The sequence below is a fragment of the Rhizobium sp. SRDI969 genome (genome assembly GCF_025152725.1).
GTDB lineage: Bacteria > Pseudomonadota > Alphaproteobacteria > Rhizobiales > Rhizobiaceae > Rhizobium > Rhizobium leguminosarum_I.
Map to the genome: position 1 here is coordinate 304,170 of NZ_CP104037.1, position 21,694 is coordinate 325,863.

The 21,694-nt window shown below is 58.8% G+C and carries 19 protein-coding genes and 2 pseudogenes; 13 read left to right on the plus strand and 8 right to left on the minus strand.

Annotated elements, in window-relative coordinates; genetic code table 11:
- The first annotated feature begins 81 nt into the window (after positions 1–81).
- Positions 82–1,182, plus strand: a complete 1,101-nt coding sequence (locus N2A41_RS28520) for a LacI family DNA-binding transcriptional regulator (protein ID WP_260111468.1) — start codon at positions 82–84, stop codon at positions 1,180–1,182.
- Here N2A41_RS28520 and N2A41_RS28525 read toward each other — a convergent pair.
- Positions 1,177–2,025: a PfkB family carbohydrate kinase gene (locus tag N2A41_RS28525; protein ID WP_222341211.1), complete on the minus strand. Its 849-nt coding sequence runs from the start codon at positions 2,023–2,025 to the stop codon at positions 1,177–1,179. The two genes, N2A41_RS28520 and N2A41_RS28525, sit on opposite strands and share 6 nt — an antisense overlap.
- An 84-nt stretch (positions 2,026–2,109) precedes the next feature.
- Between N2A41_RS28525 and N2A41_RS28530 the strand changes: the two genes are divergently transcribed.
- The 6 genes and pseudogenes from N2A41_RS28530 to N2A41_RS28560 all read left to right on the plus strand — a co-directional run bounded on the left by N2A41_RS28530 (position 2,110) and on the right by N2A41_RS28560 (position 5,939).
- The gene (locus tag N2A41_RS28530) at positions 2,110–3,111 is read left to right on the plus strand and encodes an SIS domain-containing protein (RefSeq protein ID WP_260111469.1); all 1,002 of its coding nucleotides are present in this window, start codon (positions 2,110–2,112) and stop codon (positions 3,109–3,111) included.
- 64 nt (positions 3,112–3,175) lie between these two features.
- A pseudogene (locus N2A41_RS28535) lies at positions 3,176–3,337 on the plus strand (EAL domain-containing protein); the annotation flags it as partial.
- A gap of 519 nt (positions 3,338–3,856) precedes the next feature.
- Positions 3,857–4,056, plus strand: a pseudogene (locus tag N2A41_RS28545) (cupin); the annotation flags it as partial.
- A gap of 191 nt (positions 4,057–4,247) precedes the next feature.
- On the plus strand, positions 4,248–4,595 hold the full coding sequence (locus tag N2A41_RS28550; protein WP_260111470.1) for an RT0821/Lpp0805 family surface protein: 348 nt from the start codon (positions 4,248–4,250) through the stop codon (positions 4,593–4,595).
- Positions 4,596–4,921: 326 nt separating this feature from the next.
- On the plus strand, positions 4,922–5,368 hold the full coding sequence (locus N2A41_RS28555) for a DNA-binding protein (protein WP_260111471.1): 447 nt from the start codon (positions 4,922–4,924) through the stop codon (positions 5,366–5,368).
- Positions 5,358–5,939, plus strand: coding sequence for a PIN domain-containing protein (locus N2A41_RS28560; protein ID WP_260111472.1), 582 nt, complete (start codon positions 5,358–5,360; stop codon positions 5,937–5,939). The genes N2A41_RS28555 and N2A41_RS28560 overlap by 11 nt, the downstream gene beginning before the upstream one ends.
- 176 nt (positions 5,940–6,115) lie before the next feature.
- Here N2A41_RS28560 and acs read toward each other — a convergent pair whose 3' ends face one another.
- The 6 genes from acs to N2A41_RS28590 all read right to left on the minus strand — a co-directional run bounded on the left by acs (position 6,116) and on the right by N2A41_RS28590 (position 15,072).
- On the minus strand, positions 6,116–8,062 hold the full coding sequence (gene acs, locus N2A41_RS28565; protein ID WP_260111473.1) for an acetate--CoA ligase: 1,947 nt from the start codon (positions 8,060–8,062) through the stop codon (positions 6,116–6,118).
- A 147-nt stretch (positions 8,063–8,209) separates the two neighbouring features.
- Positions 8,210–9,544, minus strand: coding sequence for an NAD(P)/FAD-dependent oxidoreductase (locus N2A41_RS28570; protein WP_260111474.1), 1,335 nt, complete (start codon positions 9,542–9,544; stop codon positions 8,210–8,212).
- Between the two features lie 225 nt (positions 9,545–9,769).
- Positions 9,770–10,648, minus strand: coding sequence for an ABC transporter permease (locus N2A41_RS28575; RefSeq protein ID WP_024323559.1), 879 nt, complete (start codon positions 10,646–10,648; stop codon positions 9,770–9,772).
- A gap of 32 nt (positions 10,649–10,680) precedes the next feature.
- On the minus strand, positions 10,681–11,631 hold the full coding sequence (locus tag N2A41_RS28580; protein WP_260111475.1) for an ABC transporter permease: 951 nt from the start codon (positions 11,629–11,631) through the stop codon (positions 10,681–10,683).
- A 69-nt stretch (positions 11,632–11,700) separates the two neighbouring features.
- Positions 11,701–13,371, minus strand: a complete 1,671-nt coding sequence (locus N2A41_RS28585) for a peptide ABC transporter substrate-binding protein (RefSeq protein ID WP_260111476.1) — start codon at positions 13,369–13,371, stop codon at positions 11,701–11,703.
- 57 nt (positions 13,372–13,428) lie between these two features.
- Positions 13,429–15,072 (minus strand): ABC transporter ATP-binding protein, encoded by a 1,644-nt coding sequence (locus N2A41_RS28590; protein WP_260111477.1) that lies wholly within the window; start codon positions 15,070–15,072, stop codon positions 13,429–13,431.
- Positions 15,073–15,284: 212 nt separating this feature from the next.
- Here N2A41_RS28590 and N2A41_RS28595 point away from each other — a divergent pair, with 212 nt between their 5' ends.
- Positions 15,285–15,953 (plus strand): FadR/GntR family transcriptional regulator, encoded by a 669-nt coding sequence (locus N2A41_RS28595; protein WP_222281999.1) that lies wholly within the window; start codon positions 15,285–15,287, stop codon positions 15,951–15,953.
- A gap of 147 nt (positions 15,954–16,100) precedes the next feature.
- On the opposite strand, the gene N2A41_RS28600 is transcribed toward N2A41_RS28595, so the two are convergent.
- A complete protein-coding gene (locus N2A41_RS28600) occupies positions 16,101–16,970 on the minus strand; it encodes a LysR substrate-binding domain-containing protein (protein ID WP_168293054.1) in 870 nt (289 codons plus the stop codon).
- Positions 16,971–17,077: 107 nt separating this feature from the next.
- Here N2A41_RS28600 and N2A41_RS28605 point away from each other — a divergent pair, with 107 nt between their 5' ends.
- The 5 genes from N2A41_RS28605 to N2A41_RS28625 all read left to right on the plus strand — a co-directional run bounded on the left by N2A41_RS28605 (position 17,078) and on the right by N2A41_RS28625 (position 21,682).
- The gene (locus N2A41_RS28605) at positions 17,078–18,289 is read left to right on the plus strand and encodes a four-carbon acid sugar kinase family protein (protein WP_260111478.1); all 1,212 of its coding nucleotides are present in this window, start codon (positions 17,078–17,080) and stop codon (positions 18,287–18,289) included.
- Entirely contained in the window at positions 18,286–19,260 is a 975-nt protein-coding gene (gene pdxA / locus N2A41_RS28610; protein WP_260111479.1) for a 4-hydroxythreonine-4-phosphate dehydrogenase PdxA, read from the plus strand. The genes N2A41_RS28605 and pdxA overlap by 4 nt, the downstream gene beginning before the upstream one ends.
- Positions 19,261–19,271: 11 nt before the next feature.
- Positions 19,272–20,000 carry a 4-hydroxythreonine-4-phosphate dehydrogenase gene (locus N2A41_RS28615; RefSeq protein WP_260111480.1) on the plus strand — a complete coding sequence of 243 codons (729 nt, stop codon included), beginning with the start codon at positions 19,272–19,274 and terminating at the stop codon, positions 19,998–20,000.
- A 78-nt stretch (positions 20,001–20,078) separates the two neighbouring features.
- Positions 20,079–21,257, plus strand: coding sequence for an alanine racemase (locus tag N2A41_RS28620; RefSeq protein ID WP_260111809.1), 1,179 nt, complete (start codon positions 20,079–20,081; stop codon positions 21,255–21,257).
- Positions 21,257–21,682 (plus strand): RidA family protein, encoded by a 426-nt coding sequence (locus N2A41_RS28625; protein ID WP_260111481.1) that lies wholly within the window; start codon positions 21,257–21,259, stop codon positions 21,680–21,682. The genes N2A41_RS28620 and N2A41_RS28625 overlap by 1 nt, the downstream gene beginning before the upstream one ends.
- The last annotated feature ends 12 nt before the right edge of the window (positions 21,683–21,694 follow it).

The following is a 21,694-nucleotide window of genomic DNA, read 5'->3' on the forward strand; positions in this document are numbered from 1 at the left end:
TTTCCTGTTCGTCAAGTGAGAAATTCCGCATAGAGATCTGGCCGCCTGAAATGCCGGCCTGCATGCAAAGTGAATGAGAAAATGGCCGACAAGCGACCGGACAAAATCACCATTGCCGAGGTGGCAAAGCTCGCCGGCGTCAGCACCGCCACGGCCGGTCGCGTTCTCGGCGGTTACGGCTATTCCCGGCAGGAGATCAAGGACAAGGTCCGCCAAGCCTCCGAACAGTTGGGCTACCGGCCCAATCTGCTGGCGCGCGGGCTGATCACCGGCAAGACCATGACCATCGGCGTCGTCGCGGGCGATATCCAGAGCCCGTTCTATGCCAGCATCCTGCGCGGCGTTGCCGACGTCGCCCGTGCCTCGGGTTTCGGCGTGCTGCTGACCAATAGCGACGAACGGCTGGACCGGGAACTTGAGGCAGTGCAGCTGCTGCGTGAGAAACAGGTCGATGGGCTGATCATCGCCCCCTCGGATATTCTCGGTTCACTGCATCTGCATTCGGCAATCAGAGATGGTTGCCCGGTCGTAACGATCGACCGCGCCGTCATCAACCTTGCGGCGGATTCGGTTACCGTCGACAACCGCGCTGCCTCCCGCGAATGCATCTCCCGGCTCATCGATGCCGGCCATCGACGCATCGGCATGGTCGCCGAGCTGGAGCGCTGGGAACATGGCGATGTCGATGCCTTCATCCGCTCGGTAGAGCGGAATGCCGTCGACCCTACCAACCTGTTTCCGAGCTGGCAGCGCCTGTTTGGCTATATGGAAGCGCATCGATCCGCTGGTCTCTCGGTTGATCGCGTGCTGGTCGGCCGAGTCGGGGTTTACTCGGCCGAGGGTGCGCGCAAGGAAACCCAGAGACTGCTGCATTTGCCCGACCGGCCGACGGCGCTGTTTACCACCGACGGCCTGATGTCGGCTGCGGCGATGGAAGTGATCACCACGCTTGATCTCCGCATTCCCACCGACCTGTCGCTGATCTGCTTCGACGACCTGGACTGGATGAGCTTTTTGAAGCCAGGCATTTCCGCCGTCGTCCAGCCGCTGATCGACATGGGCGAGGCCGCTGCACGGCTGATCCTTGCCCGCATCAACGGCGAAGACGGCGAGCCACAGCGGGTAGCGTTGAAGCCCGCATTTGCCGAACGCGGCTCGATTGCCCCGCCGCGGTCGCTATAGGTCTGGATAGGCTATTCTCAGCGCCTCGACATCGACAGAGATATCGATCGGTGCGCCATGTCCGACCGCGCCATAATAGCCGCAGGTCTCCGCCGCCGCCTTTGCCGCCGCTTCCAGCAGGGCATTGGGCGTCTCGCCCTTGATTAGTCCATAGAGCGTGCGGGCGATGAACGTATCGCCGGCGCCGAGCGTATCGACCACTGTGGTGCGGTAGGCCGGCACTTCAAAGATGTCATCGCCGTGACCGAGAATGGCGCCCTGTGCGCCGCGCGTCACCAGCACCCATTCGGCGCCGGCTGCGAGAACCTGGTGCATCAGCGCAAGAGCGTTGTCGTTGGCGTCATCCTTGGCCGAGACCGACGCTAGGAAGCAGAGCGGAGCGATCTCGGCTATCCGCTGGTCGGTGAATTTGTCGGAGAAATCATAGGAGAGCCTGTTTTCCCCTGCGACCCGGGCAAGCCTCGAATCGAGACCGCTCGATTGGCCGATATGCACCGCATCGTATCCCCCGATGAAGGCATGATCGGCCTCGGCCGGCTCGAACATCGAGATGCCGAGATCGTAGTTGACGAACACCCGGTCGGCGTTGCGGTGCCCGATCACGCAATAGGCTGTGGGACCGTCGAGACGACGCAAATGGGTGATATCCACGCCCTCGTCGGCAAGGGCGGTGGCGATGATATCGCTCGCCCTATCCCTGCCGATCGCGCCGACATAGGCGGACTCACCGCCGAATTTTCGAATGAAAACAGAGACATTGAGACAGCTGCCGCCGGGGAACATGGTATTCTTGGACAGGTAGCAATCCACGACGTTATCGCCCATCGCGGCAATCTTCACCATCGGGAATCTTTCTGATTGACAAGATGTGAGAACGTTCGCACATTGGGGAAAACCTGTCAACGCTCTCTTGAAAAGACCTCGACCATGAAGACTGAACTGAATGTCGATATCGCAACCGCCCTCGCAGCCATGGCTGGCAAGACAATCACTAACGTCTTCCTGGTGGCCTGCGGCGGCTCGCTGTCGATCATGCATCCCGGTAAATATTTCCTCGACCGGTACGCCGATACGCTGAATTCGGATGTTTACAACGGCGACGAATTCGTCACCCGCGACCCCCGCCGTCTCGGCGCCGAATCGCTGGTCATTCTCTGCTCGCAGACCGGCACGACCAAGGAAACGGTGGGCGCCGCCAAGCATGCGCGCGAACGCGGCGCGACCACGATCGGCATGACACTCGATCCGAAATCGCCGCTCGCCGAAGCCGTCGATCACATCGTCGCCTACCAGGCCCCCTATACCACAGGCATCCCGATCGACGCAGCCGACAGCAATTATGGCGTGCTCTACATGATCCTCGCCGGCTTGTTGAAACAGGTCGAAAAAAACGACGTCGTGCCTTCGCTGCTCAAAAGCCTCAACTGCCTGCAGCCAGCAATCGAGAAGGCACATGTGCAGTATGCGTCGATGTTCGACGCGTTTGCAGAACGTTTCAAGGATCGCAGCGTTATCTATACGACAGCCAGCGGCGCCAATTACGGTGCGTCCTATTCGTTCTCGATCTGCGTGCTGATGGAAATGCTGTGGATCAATTCACAGGCGATCCACGCCGACGAATTCTTCCACGGACCGTTTGAAGTGGTCGACCAAAATGCCAGCTTCATCAGCTTCATCGGCATGGACGAAACCCGCCGGCTGGAGGAGCGCACCCGCGACTTCCTGTTCACCTATTGCGACGAGAAGAACGTTTTGGTGCTCGACGCCAAGAATCTCGATCTCGATGGTATCGACGCGGCATTCCAGGGCTATCTCGTGCCGCTGATCTTCTTCGACGCGCTGTGGAAGTTTGCCTACAAGCTGGCCGCTAAACGCGAGACCGTGATGCTCGACGGCCGGCGTTATATGAAGAAGATTACTAATTATTGAGACACAAAAGTGTTCAGTCCCGGCATTCGATGGATTGGATCGATGATTATCGGATATCATTTCGATGCTGAAGGAGCTCGAGTTCGATCCCAGGCGCCTGAACCTCGAGATTACTGAAGGGGTATTGATGTCGAATCCAGATCAAGCACGTCGTGCGATGGACGCACTGAAGGCGGTCGGCATTGGTTTCGCTTTGGATGACTTTGGCTGCGGCTATGCGAGTATAAGACCGATGACCACCGCCTTCGCGGCGTGTTCATTGATCACGAAGACGACGGCGGGTCATCGCGACCTTTCGGATCGAGCACGGGCATACCGTGAAAAAGAGCGGCCAGTGAATGGTCATTAGCCGCAGCGGAAGTTTACAACCGGTTATGCCTTTTAGGATACCAATTCTAGTTGTGACGGGACGAAGCAGCTCCACGTTGTGTTCTGTCATCTAACCGGGTGAATCCTGAATGTGGCAACCAAACGACCGGACTTCACTTATTGCCTATAACGAGTTCCGGCCACATAGCGCGATTGGCAACAAGGTACCGATTTCGCTTATGAACGGCTCATCGGCACCCCCGCCGAGCTGAGCCATAACCACGGAAAATTCCAGCTCCTGCTGGCCCAAAATCGGGGAGCACCTCAAAAACCGCTGGAGCGAACTCAAAACTGGATAAAACTTGGGGCAAGGTCACGCGCATGCGCTGGCGCGGGTAAGAGCGCGCGATACTGTATAATGGGCCGCCTGATGCTATTTCCAGCCGGGACAGGGCACCGAAATCTCGGCTGCACGTCGGACTTCCAAGTGATAGGCGCCTATCCTAAGGAACAGCGTGCCGACATTCAGACGTCCGCTCCTTCAAGCGAAATGCTGGCAAAAATCTCGTCAATGCCCCTGCCCCACACGACCCCGTCCACGGATCGTCAGGATTTCTCACGGAGAAATGGCGGTAGTCATTGGCGCACCGCGACCGGTTTCTTGAAGATGCGCAATTTGCGAGCCCAGCCTATTGGGTCTTTGAGAATCCCACGGCATTTTTCTTAAGAGTTTCGTTGTTGTCCGGCGAAATGAGCAGTCCACGGTGCCCGCATCTGGTCACAATGCGATGTCATATGCAGCGTCCGAAAGGCTGGCTTGTCACTCTATGCTTTCAAAGCTGATCGTGATTGCCATCGTGGCCCCTGCGCTGGTGCTCACCTCTTGCTCGCATCCCGAGCCGCTTCAGACGTCCACAGTTGCTCCGGTCGCTGCGACGGCAGTTCCGATCACTGACCAAACGGTGATTGCGGAAACCGTGGGACGGGCCACGGTCGGTTCTGATCCGCTAGCGTGGGCCAACCCGTCAACTGGCAGCGCCGGGGTGATCGAGCAGGTCCGGCCGGGTACAAACAATCCAAACGGATGCCGCGACTTCGTCACAAGCAGGCAAAGTCTTGAGGGCGTGACTCGGTTCAATGCGTCGCTTGTCCAGCAGATGGGTCTTGGAAGATAAACGGCTCGTCGGGCTTGCACTAGGTATTGCTACCTGCCCACTGAAGCGGCTCTTCCACTTCGCCGGTGAGATCGACCCGACGGTCCGGAAGGGTCTGCCAATCAGTCGTCCACCAATCAGCAAGGGCCCGGGCCTGTATCGCGCTTTTGGCTGCGTACAGCTAACCTGTGGCGACGCGGTCCATAGATTAGAGATCTGATTTAGAGAGGAATTCTCAGCGGCTTCGATCAGACGCCAAATCCACTAACTCAATCTCATTTCGCAAACTTTCAGTTATTGCAGTTAACGGCGAGGGGTACTATGTTGGCGATCCAGGAGATATTGCCATGGCCAGCCAAATCGTTCACTTCGCCGGGCTGTCCGATCGCGATCGTAAGGCAGCTTCACCTCTGCCGAAACTGGGCGCGGGCGACAGGCTGGAACTTCATGTTCGCCATGAAGGCGGGAAGGACCAGACGCTCTCGATACCGCCGTCGGCCGCCGCAGCAGTTCAGGTGCTTTTGGCGCACATGCTACGCGGCGAACGTGTTGCCGTGCTGGCCGAAGACCAAGAACTGAGCCCGACCAAGGTGGCGGCTATTCTCGGCATCTCTCGTCCCCTTGTTGTGCTTCGCATGGATCGGGGCGATCTGCCATTCCGCTACGTGGGCAAACATCGCCGAGCTCTTCTAAAGGATGTACTCGGGCTGAAATCCAGGCTCGACGTGCGTCAAGCGGCGGTCGACGCGCTTGCCGAAGATACCGAGGACTTGATCCAGACCCATGGCCTCTAAACCGCCTGTCGCGGTCTATGATGCCTGCGTCCTTTATCCATTTCATCTTCGGAATGTCCTGATCCAGTGCGCCTTTGATGGCCTTGTCGAGGCGCGGTGGACCGACGATATCCATGGCGAATGGATGCGGAATCTCGCTGCCAACACGCCGGGTTTGTCCACGGAACGCCTGGAACTCACGCGTGACCGCATGAAGGCGGTCCCCCCGGAGGCGGACGTGGTGAACTATCGTCCGTTGATCGAAGATCTTAAACTGCCTGACCGCGACGATCGGCATGTACTCGCCGCTGCCATTGCGGGAAAAGCTTTTGTCATCGTCACCTTGAACCTCAAGGATTTCCCGAGACGAGACCTGCGTCCTTACGGCATAACGAGCAAGTCGCCAGATGATTTCCTGGCTGACCTTAATATCGCGTTTCCCGAGGCGCTTCTTTCGAGTGCCAGACTTGCGCGGCTTAATCTGCGCAAGACAACTCCGACGATTGAGGGGTTCATCAACGTGCTTCAGCAAAATGGGCTGAAGAAATTCGCAACGTTACTCCGCCAGAACGTCAACGGGCTGGACCGATAAGGATGAACCCGATCAACTTGCCGCAGTCGTCGCTTTCAGTGCTTGAAGCAGTTCTCTCGATGCCATAGCAGGAACTGGGAATGCGGCCGATCATGCGAACCGCACCCATAATGTCGTCGTGTCGGTGCGGCGTAACCCTTATTTATGGAACTAGCGGCGCTATACCTAAACATAGGCTACGTATTCTGGCGGCTAGCGATCAAGCCCTCCACCACGGCCGGATCGGCAAGTGTCGAAGTGTCGCCGAGCGCACCGAAATCATCTTCGGCGATCTTGCGCAGGATGCGGCGCATGATCTTGCCGGAGCGGGTCTTCGGCAGGCCGGGCGCAAACTGGATTTTGTCGGGTGCGGCGATCGGGCCGATTTCGCCCCGCACGTGTTTTACCAGTTCCTGGCGAAGCGTATCCGATCCCTCGTGACCGGCCATCAGCGTCACGTAGCAATAAATGCCCTGGCCCTTGATCGGATGCGGATAACCGACGACCGCGGCTTCCGAAACCAGGTTGTGCGAGACGAGCGCGGATTCCACCTCCGCCGTGCCGAGCCGGTGGCCGGAGACGTTCAGCACATCGTCGACGCGGCCGGTGATCCAATAATAACCGTCCGCATCGCGCCGGCAGCCATCGCCGGTGAAATACTTGCCCTTGTAGGTGGCGAAATAGGTCTGGATGAAGCGCTCGTGATCGCCATAGACCGTGCGCATCTGGCCCGGCCAGCTGTCGGTGATGCAGAGATTGCCGTCGGCCGGGCCTTCGAGCACCGTGCCTTCATTGTCGACGATCTCAGGCTTGACGCCGAAGAACGGCGTCGTCGCCGAACCGGGCTTCAGATCGGTGGCGCCGGGCAGCGGCGTGATCATATGGCCGCCGGTTTCCGTCTGCCACCACGTATCGATGACCGGGCAGCGCTTGTCGCCGACGACATTGTAATACCACTCCCAGGCTTCCGGATTGATCGTTTCGCCGACCGTGCCGAGCAGCCGCAGCGAAGAGCGCGAGGAGCGCGTGACGAAGTCGTCGCCGGCACCCATCAGCGAGCGGATCGCCGTCGGCGCCGTATAGAAGATGTTGACCTTGTGCTTGTCGATGACTTCCCAGAAACGGCCCTGATCCGGGAAGTTCGGCACGCCCTCGAACATCAGCGTCGTCGCGCAATTCGCAAGCGGCCCATAGACGATATAGGAGTGGCCGGTGACCCAGCCGACATCGGCCGTACACCAGTAGACGTCGCCGTCGTGATAATCGAAGACATATTCATGCGTCATCGCGGCATAGACGAGGTAACCGCCGGTCGTATGCAGCACGCCCTTCGGCTTGCCGGTCGAGCCTGACGTATAAAGAATGAAGAGCGGGTCCTCCGCCTTCATCTTCACCGGCGGGCATTCCGCCTTCACTGTGGCAATTTCCTGGTGATACCAGAGATCGCGGCCGGACGCCCAACCGGTCTTGCCACCGGTGCGGCGAACGACCAGCACCTTGCTGACATTGACATGCTGGCGGGCGGCGATATGGATCGCCGTATCGGTATTGTCCTTCAGCGGCACCGGCTTGCCGCCACGCAGGCCTTCGTCGCAGGTGATGACGAAGGTGGATTCGCAGTCGACGATGCGCCCGGCCAGCGCCTCGGGCGAGAAACCGCCGAAGACGACCGAATGCACCGCGCCAATACGGGCGCAGGCGAGCATCGCATAGGCGGCTTCGGGGATCATCGGCATATAGATGGTGACGCGATCGCCCTTCTTGACGCCGTGCTTCTTCAACACGTTCGCCATCCGGCAGACATGCTCGTAAAGCTCGTTATAGGTGACCTTCTTGTCGATATAGGGGTTGTCGCCCTCCCAGATGATCGCCACCTGGTCGCCATTCGTTTTCAGATGACGGTCGATGCAGTTGTAGGAGACGTTTGTCTGACCGTCCTCGAACCACTTGATCGACACCTTGCCGGTAAAGGAGGTGTTCTTGACCTTGGTATAGGGCTTGAACCAGTCGATCCGCTTGCCGTGCTTGCCCCAGAACTTGTTCGGGTTCTCGACGCTTTCCTCGTACCATTTCAGGTACTTTTCCCGATCTATGAATGCTCGCTGCCGGACAAGGCGCGGCACGGTGTAGCGCTCGAGGACCACTGTTTTGCTCCCTATGACTGGCTCCCAAAAACGATCCTGCTCGACAAGAATCTGGAACCTGTTTTGTCTGACTGATGTTTCGCCCCATGTCGGTCCGCGGCCCGTTTTGGCACACGGACAGCAGCAGTTTGGACTGCAAATCAACCGTTACATCATTTCCGGTCGTCTGATCGCCGAGCCGTCGCTGAACCGGCTCAACCTGTAGGGTGAGATGTCGGTGATCGGGGTTTCGTTCATCACGATCTCGCTGACCAACCGACCGGCACCCGGTCCTATGGCAAAACCGTGCCCGCTGAACCCCGCAGCAATCACGTAACCCGGCAATTGCTCCACTCGTGAAATAACGGGGACGAGATCTGGCGAAGTATCGATGAGCCCTCCCCACGCGCGTTCGACCCCGATTCCCTTAAGTGCAGGGTATTCGCTTTCAAGGTTCTTCAACGCGAGCTTCACGAGTTCCCCGTCGGGGGCAGGATCCAAAATGCGGTTTTTTTCAAAAGGCGAGATTTCATCGTTCTCCCAGCTACTGAAAGCATCGGGCCCATTCCAGAAGCTGCTGTTCAGACGGTATTTCAGCTTCTTCCCAATCTTGCTGCGGTACATCTGATAGAATTTGAACGCGTATCGCATCCCCCTCGGAGTGAGGTCGAGCGTACCACGTCCGGGTACGGCGATCGTGTAGGCGCCGTCTGTCCGACGTCGCAACACGAAGTTTGAAGTCGAGAGGCACCCCGCTTGAATGATTTCGGGCGCGGGAGTCGTCTTAATTGCGGTGCCGGAGATGTTTGCTACCGGTAGCTCGATCCCGTATCGATGAGAAAACCGGGAGGCCCATGCGCCACCAGCGCAAACGACGGTGCCGGCATTCACAAGTCCTCGCTCTGTCCACACACCGGTTACCCGGCCCTGGGTAATGTCAAGGCCCCGAACGGCGCAGTTTTGATGGAGCGATACGCCGATTTCCTTGGCGGCCTCCGCGATTGCAGGCACAGCAAGACTTGGCTCAGCTCTCCCATCGGTCGGAGACCAAACGCCGCCAACCCACGAGGAGGTGCCACCCGAAGCACGATTGTTGGCCTCGGACGCACTCAGTATTTGGCTGTGGAATCCTTGAACGCGCGCAGTCTTACCCCACGTTTCCCACCGAGCAACATCAGCCTCGTTCTTCGTGCAGTAAAGTATCCCGCTTCGACGAAACCCAAGATCGCGACCGATCTCGGTGCTCAGTTCCTCCCAACGGCGCAGACTATACATGGCAAGCGCAAGTTCATGAAGGTCGCGGTTCTGCTGTCGGACCCATCCCCAATTGCGGCTTGACTGCTCGCCGCCAACGATGCCCTTTTCGAGCAGAGCAACGGACACCCCCTTGCGGGCGAGCTCATAGGCCGTGCAGGTACCGACGATCCCCGCCCCGATGACAACGACGTCGACCTCGGTTGGAAACGAAAAGCTGTCACTTACTTTCTGAACTTCGACTGGCATAGACCTATTCCTCTGGCATCGTGCGCGGCATCTCCGACAGGCACGTTTGACGCCTCAACAATCATCCGTGGCAACACGCAAGGTTTCCAACCCATCAGCGATAGCGATGAGGTGAATTCTGTTGCGCCGTCCTTACGCCTATGTGATCGGCAGAAGCCTATTCGGCATCCTAGTGCCGATGGCTTTGCGTTCGACCCTCGTCATCTCTCCCGAGATGGTGTTCGCTCAGCTGTGATCACCGCGAACATCGAGCGCGTCGCGCAGCCCGTCGCCGATGAAATTGAAGCTGGTTACAGCGATCGTGATGGCGGCTCCGGGAATGATCGCCAGCCACGGTGCGGTCCCCAGATACTGCTGCGCACCATTCAGCATGTTGCCCCAACTGGGAAGAGGCGGCTGAATTCCATAACCGAGGAAGCTGATATAGGCCTCCATCAGGATCGCCCGGGCGATGGTCAGGGTGGCCGCGACGATGATCGGACCTATGGCATTGGGAAGGATTTCTCGGAACATGATGTGCGTTGCGCTCAGTCCCAGCATGCGGCCAGCCAGTACGAATTCGCGCTCGCGCAGGGAGCGCACTTCGGCCTCGACAATGCGGGCAACTTCCATCCAGCTCGTAGCAGCAATAACGACGGTAATCATGATCGGGCTTGGCTTCAGCGCAGCTGCAAGAGCAAGCACGAGGAAGATGGATGGGAAGGAAAGGAAGCCATCCACGGCACGCATCAGCACCGTGCCGACCAGGCCACCCCTATATCCCGCCACCACGCCGACAAGGGTCCCGATCAGCGTCGACAGCAGCATTGCCGAGAAACCGACCAGCAGCGAAATCCGGCCCGCCATGAACAACCGGGCGGCCAGATCCCTTCCTAGCGGGTCGGTGCCGAGATAATGCCGGCCGGTCAGCGGCGGAGCGAAGCGGGCGCGCAGATCGATATAGAGTGAATCGTACGGCAACAAGTGTGGTCCCAAGACGCATGCCAGCGTCAGGAGGGCGATCATCACCATGCCTATGAGGGCCAGATGGTGGTTCATGAAACGGTGCGCAGATCGGCTGTTCCACCAGCGCTCCCGGGGCGAATTTGCGGCAATGGCAGTCATGATGGCTGACTCCTGATGAGCGTTCAAGGCGCTTAACTCAGACGGATCCGGGGATCGATGATGGCGACAACGATGTCGGCGGCGAGGTTGCTCACCACGACAAGGATCGCCGAGAACATGAGCAATCCCATTACCACCGGGTAGTCACTGTAGCCGAGGCTGTCGAGGAACAGGCGGCCCATTCCCGGCCAGGTGAATACCGTCTCCGTGACCAAAGCACCTGTCAGGACGCTGGGAAGCTGCATTCCCGCGAGCGTGATCATCGGCAGAAGCGCGTTTCCGATGACGTGTTTCATCAGGATGCGGCGCTCGCTCAGTCCTTTGGCGCGGGCCGTCTTGATGAATTCCTGATTGATCACGTCGAGAGTAGCCGCTCGCATGTAGCGGCTCCAGATGGCCACATGCACCAGCGCAAGCACGACGCTGGGCAGGATGAGATGGTGGAGATAGTTCAGAACGGATTCGTCGCCGATCGTGTACATGTTGCCGGCTGGAAGCCAGCCAAGTTTGAGCGAGAAGACGTAGATCCCGATCAGGCCGAACCAGAAAGTCGGGATCGAAAGGGCCACCATCGCACCGACGGTCGCCATGTAGTCGAAAACCGAATAGCGCTTTACGGCGCCGCGAACGCCGATCCACGTACCGATAGCGATCGCGATCACCGTGGACGATCCCATCAGCAACAACGTTGCCATGAGGTGTCGTCCAATCACCTCGAGAACTGGCGCCCCGTCGCGGAAGGAGTGGCCCCAGTCTCCTGTCAACAGGCGCCAGGCCCAATCCAGATACTGCACCCACAGAGGACGGTTCAGGCCCAACTGCTCCGCCAGTCGCTTCAAGTCGTCCTGAGTCATGCTCGCATCGAGCCCGAATTGTGCCAGCGGGCCGCCCGGAATCAGATTGAGGACCACGAAGCCGATGACGGAAACGATCAGGAGCAGTACGAGGCTCTGAGCGAACCGGTTAAGTAGGAAGCTACGCATTCAGGCTCTCCCTTTGCTAGCGCCAATAGAGGTCGCCGCCGCGACGCGCGGCGGCGACGGGAGGTTAACTCAGCTCTTCCAGTGCCAGCCGGCAGCATGCCAGGATGCCGTGCGAGTGTTCGTATTCGGTTCCCAGCCTTCAAGGCCTTCCTTGGTGCCAACCACATAGGTGGCGGCAAACAGCGGAAGAAAGGGAAGGTCCTGACGCACGATTTCCTGGATACGGTGGTAGATTTCACGACGTGATTCCGGATCGAAGGTCTGGGCACCCTTCTTGAGCAGCGCGTCCACTTCCGGATTGGAATACTGGCCGACGTTCGATCCCTTTCCACCCTTCGCGGCAATCGCGCTGCTGGCAAGACGGTTGGTGGCGTCGGGATCCGCGGCAATCAGATGCGTAACGCCCGAGATCGCCGTGTCGAACTGTGACTTCAGCCAGAATTCGCCAAACATCACGGCAGCCGGCAAATTAGAAATGGTCATCTGGACGCCAATTTCGGCGAATGTCTGCTGCAGGAACTGCTGCACCTGCTCACGGAGATTGTTGCCGGATGTCGTCGAGTTGTTGAACGCCAGCTTCACTCCATTCTTCTCACGGATCCCATCCGACCCGGGCACCCAGCCGGCGTCGTCGAGGAGCTTGCGTGCGGCGTCGGGATTGTATTCCTGCGCAGGAAGGTTCGGATTGAAATAATACGACTCCTTCGGCATGAAGGTTTCCGTCGTTGTCACCACGCCGAAATAGAGGGCGTCGATGATCGCCTTTCTGTCCATTGCAGCATAGAGTGCCTGACGCACCGCAAGTTCCTTGAACTGCGGCCGCTCAAGATTGAGATAGAACGACTCGACAGAGGCACCAGGCACCAGGCTCACCACCCGACCCGGCAACTTGCTGGCCTCGTCGTAGTGGTCGGACGTGATGTACGCCTGGTCTGTGAGGTCGATATCGCCGCTCTTGAACTGGGTGTAGAGCACCGTCTGGTCAGGAATGTATTTGAATATGACCTGTTCGACATACGGACCGTCCCCAAAATAATCCGGGTTCGCCGCCAGTTCGAGGTGGTCCCCAGCGACACGCTGGCTCCACTTGAAGGCGCCGGTGCCAACGGGTGCCTGATTGAAGGCTGCTGCGTTCGGATCAGGCTCCTTCTCGAGAAGGTGCTTCGGCACGATGAAGGTTTCGGTGAGAAACGACAGGTAGGGAGCGAAAACCTGCTCCATGCGCCAGGTGATTTCAGTTGGCGAGACCACAGTGAGGTCGCGCACCAGCGAATGGCCGCCCGTACGCCAGGCGCGGAATTTCGGATTGGTGATCAGTTCAAGGGTAAACTTCACGTCCTCAGCCGTGAAGGGATTACCGTCATGCCAGTGCACATCGTCACGTAGCCGGACGCGCCAGTTCAGGCCATCCGCCGAGATGCCGCCGTTCTTTTGCGTGGGAACTTCTAGCGCAAGATTGGGCTGGAGAACACCGGCTGGATCGATGCGGAAGAGGGCGTCGAAAAGTGAGAAGTGGACCGCATCGTCCGTTTCGATATGGGCCATCAGCGGATTGAAGACGGTCGGTTCCTGCGAAAGCCCGACCACGACGCGACCCGCAGGCTTCTTGTCGGCGGCCCGGGCAATGTCAGGCTTGCCGATCAGGTTGGGAGCGGCAAAGCATGCAATGCCGCCGGCTGCCATCAGACGCAGTGCGTCGCGCCGAGAAATGTTGCTTTTGGTCGTAGAGTCTTTTGTCATTTTATTCCCTCTCTTTTGCTCATTAGGCAGCGATTGCCAGCGGTGAATTGAACCTTCTCAAGTGCCTCTCCGTCGTTCTCCCGGAATTGCAGCGACAAGTTCACGGGTGTAGTCCGATTGCGGTTTCAGGAAGATCTGAGACGGCGGGCCGCGCTCGACAACCCTGCCCTTCTGCATCACTGCGATTTCGTCACAGATCTGACTGGCGACACGAAGGTCATGGGTGATGAAGATCATTGATACGCCCGTCTCGCGCTGGATTTGGTCAAGCAGCTTGAGGATCTGGGCTTGGATCGACACGTCAAGCGCGGAGACGGCTTCGTCGGCAATCAGTAGCTTAGGCTTGAACATGAGGGCCCTGGCGATGCCGATGCGCTGGCGCTGCCCACCCGAGAATTCGTGCGGGTAGCGGCCGAAGGCGCCGGCATCGAGACCGACGTGGGAAAGCAACGCCCGGGCCTCTTCGCGCGCCTGCGCGTAGGACATACCATGTGCGACAGGCCCGACGGTCAGTATTTGACCAATCGTGGATCGCGGGTTGAGCGAGGCAAAAGGATCCTGAAAGATCATCTGAATCCGAGGGCGCAACGGCCGGAACTCGGATTCCGAAAGCTTGACAATGTCCTTGCCCTCGAACAAGATCTGACCGCTATCGCTGTCCTGAAGCTTGATCAGAAGCCGGCCCAACGACGATTTTCCGGAGCCGCTTTCGCCAACAATGCCGAGGGTGCGGCCCGCAGCCAACGTGAATGAGGCGTCCCTCACCGCAGGCACGACACGCTGGCTGCCGAACAGCGCGCTGCCGCTGCGATAGGTCTTGCACAAGCCATTGACAGTCAGGATTGTCTCGTCGCCCGTCTGCGCCTTGAGCTTTCTATCCTCGCCGGTGAGGCGCGGAACCGCTGCGATCAAGCGTTTGGTGTAGGGGTGGCTGGGTGATTTGAGAACCTGATCGGCGGTGCCCTGCTCGACAATCCGCCCTTTCTCCATAACCACGACGCTGTCGGCAATTTCTGCGACGACGCCGAAGTCGTGGGTGATGAACATGACGCTCATATCCTTGCGGCGCTGAATGTCACGGATGAGCTTCAGGATCTGCGCCTGGGTGGTGACGTCGAGGGCTGTCGTTGGTTCGTCTGCGATCAGAATGGTCGGCTCGAGGGCCAGCGCCATCGCGATCATGACGCGCTGGCGCTGACCACCAGAAAGCCGGAACGGATACTGGTGGTACATCAGATGCGGATCGGGTAGGCCCACCTCGGTCAGCAACTCGAGTGCGCGGTCACGCCGCGAGGCCTTGGTGCCCACGCCATGGGCCGCCATCACTTCAGCAACCTGCTCGCCGACCGTCATCAACGGATTGAGCGCCGAAAGCGGATCCTGAAAGATCATGGACACGACACGGCCACGCAGCTGCCGCAGCCTTTTTGCCGGTGCGCCGACTATGGTGGCTCCATCGAGATTGATCGCGCCCGACGAGACTGGAATGATCTTGGGCAACAGCCCCATGATCGTGTTTGCCGTAACCGACTTGCCGGAACCAGACTCACCGATAATGCAAAGGATCTGACCACGCTTGAGGTCGAACGAGACATTTTCGACGGCATGAGCCCGTTCCATGCCTTTCGGCAGGTCGACTGTGAGGCCGCGCACCGAAAGCGCTGCGTCGCCCGCTGTAACAGCCTCTGTCATAACGGCCATCGGTCTAACTCCTCTGCGCAGCTTCTCGTTTGAAGTTTTTCGCCGATTTATGCATGCTGCCGCATAATCTGTTCGAGCAGGTGCACAGCTCCTGAACTTGGCACCATTCGCTACCAATCGGCCTTGGTTCGATGATCAATATAAGATTGGTATTGCCATTGGTGTCAATATAGATCAAATTGGTTTCGCAAAATAATTGTTGTGGAGGTCACATGAGCGTGGTTTTGAAGGATTTCATTGAGGCGGAAGGTCTGGAACCAGGCGATCGCCTGCCCCCCGAGCGTGACTTGGCGCTGAAACTCGGGCTGCCGCGTACCGCCCTCAGAAGGATGCTCAGTTCATTGGAGAAGGAAGGCCGCCTGATCAGGCACGTCGGCAGAGGCACCTTTATCGCCGGCAGCGGCGTAGGCTCCAGCGCCCTTCGCCGGCCGGCAACCAATGAAGGGGACACATTGCGCACCTATCCGGCGGAAGTTTTCGAGGCGCGGCTGATCATTGAACCCAAGATCGCTGCCTTGGCAGCGTTGCGGGCGACAAGGCAGGAAGTCGAAGAAATGCAGAAATCAATCGCGCGAGGCAGCACGTCGGAATCCCTAGTTGAATTCGAGAAATGGGACGCCGTCTTTCATCGCATCATCGTCCAAGCCGCTCGTAACGGTCTTCTTGCCTCGCTCTATGAAGGCATTCACGCGGTACGGGCGGGAAACCTCTGGGGAAAAATGAAAGAACAGTCGCTGACCTCTGAGCGCATGGCGACCTATATCGTCAGCCATCAGGCGATTCTCGACGCAATCAAAGACCGCGACAGCAGAGAGGCTGAGCGAAACATGTACGACCATATTATCGAAGCCAGAGCAAACATACTGGGCCCCAGCATCTGAACTTGGGCTGAGCGATTGGTATGTTAAGCACGCCGTCGCGTTGTCCGCTGCGGCCGTCCGCGGCTGCGATCTCCACGATTCGCTCATTAGCCCCACTATCTCTCGTAGCGGAACATCAGCCTCAAGGTTCTGACTAGACTGCGCGCTTCAGGGACCAAACTGCCGCCGAAGCCAGGAGAGGAAGTTTCGTTTCCTAGCATCGCCTTCGAACGGGAGGCGGCTCAAAAGAATGTAGCTGTATCCGTTGCCGGAGTATCCCCGCGGCGCCACCAGTTGCCCGCTTTCTACAGCATCGGCTACCAACGGCTCTGGGCCGATTGCTGCACCTAAGCCAGCGATTGCCGCCTCAATGCTCAGATAAAAATGTTCGAATACCTGGTTCCCGGTTGGATTTGGATCTGCGAGTTGATTATCGGCGATGTATCGCGCCCACGCATCTCGCCGGGTGGCCGAATGAATGCGAGGCAAGGAAAGAATATCATCGCTGCCGGAAGCCAACAGACGTGGCGCGCATACGGGGCCGACACGTTCTTCGACGACCGTTTCCACAAAGAGCTCCGGCGACCAGCTGAAATCGCTTCTCCGTAGCGCTAAATCAATATGATTCCTGTCGAAGCTCACCGGACCACCAGCGGCCAATACATGAACCTCGACATCCGGATGAAGTGCATTGAATTGTGGGAGGCGAGGGATCAGCCACCGCTGCGTGAATGTCGGCTCGCATGAGACCACCAGCGGCGCCGAACCGCCAACTCTTATTTCCTCGCAACAATCGCTGATCTGGCGAAGCACCTCACTCATCGTGACAAGGAGGCGACGCCCCGCGTCGGTGAGGAAAACGGCCCTGTTTCTTCGTTCGAAAAGATCTACGCCAAGGTCTTCCTCAAGCAAGCGGACTTGCTTGCTGATGGCGCTGTGCGTCACAAACAATTCATCGCCGGCGCGTCCGAAATTCAAGTGACGTGCAGCGGATTCAAAGGCTCTCAGTGCGGATAATGCAGGGACTCGCGCGGCCATATCTGTGACTTGAAGTTACGGATTTCTGTCAGAATTCATCGTTTTTTTGGCAGAAGCAATAGCGCTAATAGTATCTCGTCACATTGATCACCGACGGGAGAGAAATTTTGAAGGTAGGAATTCTCGCCGACGATCTGACGAGCGCAACGGATGGCGCCGCACCATTCGTGAGCATGGGGCACAGATGCTTGGTCTTCAACAACTATCAGCGATCGTCTCTGGAAAATGCTGCGGTCATCTCGGTGAACAAGGCAAGCCGCGCAGTATCCATTGAGGACGCTGTCGATCGGGCGACGCTGGCGGCAAAAAGCCTGGCGTCGGCGGAGATCCTTTACAACACTGTCGATTCCACCATTCGAGGCCACGTTGGAGCTGAAGTATCTGCTGCACGTGCGTCATCCGGTCGGGCCGTTGCAATCGTCGCTCCGGCCTTCCCAGCGGGCGGGCGAACGACTGAAGGAGGGCGTCAGCTTCTGCGTGGCGTGCCGTTGGAAAAGACCGAATTTGCGAGGGACCCGCTCCATCCTATAACAGACTCTCATCTTCGGGCGCTGTTCCGGGATATTCCGGACGCGGAAGTGCGTTTTCTTGGGCTTGCGGAAGTTCGTGCATTAAAGTCCGGCGAACTTGTCGCGGATGACAGCAAGTTACTGATAGCCGATGCAGAAACTCAGGACGACCTGGCCGTGCTGGTGAAATCGGCGGCCGATCCTAGGTCCATTCTTTGGTGTGGTTCTCCGGGATTGGCGACTGCCTTGGCGGACTATGTTGGCCCCGCTGACCACATCGCACCGTCGACCACCAAGGCGGCGCTCAATCTCTTCGTCATCGGCAGCGTCAACCCTCTGAGCCGCGAGCAATGCTTAAGGCTGATGAGGACTGGCAACGTGCGGCAGATCGTGGTCGACGCCGAGCAGGCGTCTCACTCCCCCGTTCTCGCCGCCGAAAGCGCCGTTGCGCAATATAGCCAATCTGGGTCTACCGGAGATGTCATTCTAACAACGTCTGAGCGCGGCACCTCGGCCGAGCCTCGGTTCATCGCAATCGCTCTTGGCCAGGCGGTGCGCATGCTCCTGGAGCGTAATCCCGTGACCGGGCTCTTCGTGACCGGCGGCGACACTGCCGAATCCGTGTTGGGCGTACTTGAGATTGGTTCGCTCGAACTTTTGGGCGAGATCGAGCCAGGAATTCCGGTTGGGCGCACGAGCGGATCGCATCCCATTCACATCATCACAAAAGCGGGCGGCTTCGGTTCGTCGAATGTCCTGCTGAAATCAGCGGAATTGCTTCGGGGCCTCTGGCTTGGAGATAAGAAATGAAGAAGCCTATCGGAATAACCATGGGTGATCCTTGCGGGATCGGCCCGGAAATCGTCGCACGCATTTTTGCGGATGGACTGCCTGAGCACGCGGTGGTGATCGGCGATTCCAAGGTGATGAAGCGTGCTGTCCGACTCCTCGGTCTCCCGCTCCAGGTGCAACCCGTCACTTCGGTCGATGAGGCTGTTCCAGACGGCAAGCTCATGGCCGTACTCAACGTTTCGGATCTACCTGACGATTTGCCGATCGGTCAGGTGGACGCGCGCGCTGGCCGCGCCAGCTACGAGTATGTTGTGAGGGCTATCGACGAAGCGCTGGCAGGCAACATCAAGGGCATCGTCACCGCGCCGATCAACAAGGAAGCGATGAAAATGGGGGGGCTCAATTATCCCGGCCATACTGAAATCCTTGCAGAACGGTCGGGGACCGGCAAGTTCGCGATGATGCTGGCAAACGACGAGCTGCGTGTCATCCTGGTCACGATCCACGTCTCGTTGCGCGACGCCATCGACCTTGTGACGAAGGATTCTGTGCTCAGAACGATCGAATTGGCGCACCGGGCAGGCAAGGCTTATGGCATTTCGTCGCCACGCGTTGCCGTCGCCGGCCTCAATCCCCATGCCGGTGAAAACGGCATGTTCGGACGCGAAGATCTCGACGTTATCGCGCCGGCAATCAGCCGGGCTCAGGAACTTGGAATAAACGCGTCTGGTCCATGGCCAGGAGACACGATTTTCATGCGGGCCCGCAGGGGCGAGTTCGATATCGTCGTTGCGCAATATCACGACCAGGGCCTCATTCCGGTCAAGTATCTCGGCATCGACAAAGGCGTCAACGTCACCATCGGCTTGCCCTTCATCCGGACCAGCGTCGATCACGGCACTGCATTCGACATCGCCGGCCAAGGTACAGCCGACCATTCCTCACTACGCTACGCCTTCGATCAGGCGCTGCTTCTCAACGCAATCTAGGAGCGCTTTCGATGCCCCAGACTTCTCTCGACTTCATATTTATGTTGACCAACCAGGACCGCACCGTTGCCGACGCGGCCGAGCGCCTCCAGGATGTGCTTGCCGCCGGCATCAGACATGTGGGGTTCAAGGATATTGGCCTGCCATTCGATAAACTCTTGGGCCTTGCTTCGGCAATCAAGACGGCGGGTGCCACGCTCTACCTCGAAGTGGTCAGCCTCGATGAGGAGAGCGAGCGACGATCCGCGCAGGCCGCGGTCGACCTTGGCGTCGATATCTTGATGGGTGGCACCCGACCACATGTCGTTCTCCCAGTTATTGCTGGGCGAAACATCCGATACTATCCGTTCCCCGGCAAGATCGTCGGTCATCCGAGCAAGCTCGAAGGGACGATCGACACAATTGTGGAAAGTGCCCGGCATTTGACGGCGATCAACGGCGTCAGCGGTCTCGATCTGCTCGCCTATCGCTTCGGCGGCGATGTCGAAGCGCTGATGACGCGGGTGTGCGAGGCCGTGGCCAAGCCTGTGGTTGTTGCCGGATCGATAGACAGCCCTGAAAGGATGGCGGCGGTCGTACGGTCTGGTGCTGCAGGCTTTACCATCGGAACGGCGGCTTTCAATGGCGCTTTTTCCGGCAGTGCCGATCTGCGATTGGAGATCGAGGCGGAGATCAACGTTCTCGAGCGGATTCAAGCTGACGCGGATGGTATTGCACCATCGGTATTAAGGCGCACCTGAATCGCAGCTTCACCGATCATTAATTGCCGTCTTTACGATTTGGCGACAAGGTGAGTTTCGAATTTGGAGACCCGACAAATGGATCTAGCGACGTTCGCCCCCTCCCCTGGCTTGGCAGCCACGACCACGCTTGAGACGTTGGAAACGCCCTGTCTGGTTCTGGATGCGGACCGGATGGACCGCAATATCAAGCGGCTCAGGAACCCGCTCGATGACCTCGGCGTGTCGCTGCGACCGCATCTGAAGACGGCGAAGTCGATTGACGTTGCCCGGCGGTTCATGAGTGCGCCAGAGGGACCGGCGACCGTCTCGACGCTGAAGGAAGCGGAGCAGTTCGCGGCCGCTGGCGTTCGCGACATGATCTATGCCGTCGGCATCGCTCCTTCAAAGCTCGCGCGTGTCGCCGAGCTGCGCGCCAAGGGCGTCGATCTCGTGGTGGTACTGGATACCGTCGAACAGGCGCAGGCGGTTGCCGAGGCGTCCCGAGACGCCGGAATGCGGATCCCAGCCATGATCGAGATCGATTGCGATGGCCACCGCTCGGGTGTAGTGCCTGGCAATCACGCGCAGTTGCTGGAGATTGGGCAGACGCTGGCGGCAGGCGCGGAGCTGCGTGGCGTTTTGACCCATGCCGGCGATAGCTACAAAGGTGGAGGCGACCACGCGCAGCAGCGCTATGCGGAGGCGGAGCGGTTGGCCGTTGTTAAAGCCGCGCAGCTTCTTCGTGGCGCGGGTCTGCCGTGCCCGGTCGTCAGCGTCGGTTCGACGCCGACGGCCCATCATGCGAAGGATCTAACAGGCGTGACCGAAGTCCGCGCCGGGGTGTTCGTGTTCTTCGATCTGGTGATGGCAGGCATCGGAATTTGCCAGGTCGATGACATCGCGCTCAGCGTTCTTGCGACGGTTATCGGACACCAGCGCGAGAAGGGTTGGATCATAACCGATGGCGGATGGATGTCTTTGTCGCGGGACCGCGGCACAAGCAGGCAGGCCATCGACCAGGGATATGGCCTCGTCAGTGACATCGACGGCAATGCCTACCAGGACATCATCGTTGCCGATGCGAACCAGGAGCATGGCATCATCGCGGTGCGGCCCGGCTCGGACGCTCGACTTCCCGATCTGGCGATCGGAGACCGGGTGCGGATCCTGCCGAACCACGCATGCGCAACCGCTGCGCAGCACCCCGTCTATCATGTTGTCCGCAGTGGCTCGCATGCCGTTGAGGCTTGTTGGCCGCGTTTCGGAGGCTGGTGATGTCGAACCTCATAACCGTAAATACCGATCGCGCGCCCAGCCCGGCCGGTCATTATGTCCAGGCAAAACTGGCGGGCCAGCACCTTTATGTATCAGGGCAGCTCCCGATCCGGCCGGATGGGGCGCCGCTTTCCGACGATAGCTTCGAGACGCAGGCGGGGCAGGCCATCGACAACATGCTGGCGGTCCTGGAAGCCTCAGGCGGAACCCCGGACGATCTCATCAGGGTGACTGCCTACATCGTCGGCGTCAGCAACTGGCCGCGCTTCAACCAGGTTTATGCAGCGCGGCTGGGAGAGGCGCGCCCGGCGCGCACCGTGGTTCCGGTGCCCGAACTCCACTACGGCTATCTCGTCGAGATCGACGCGATCGCCGTGCTCGCGCAAGACGCTCCTGCGCGGCAGGCAGAAAACAGCTCCGACTAATCAATTCAGGTC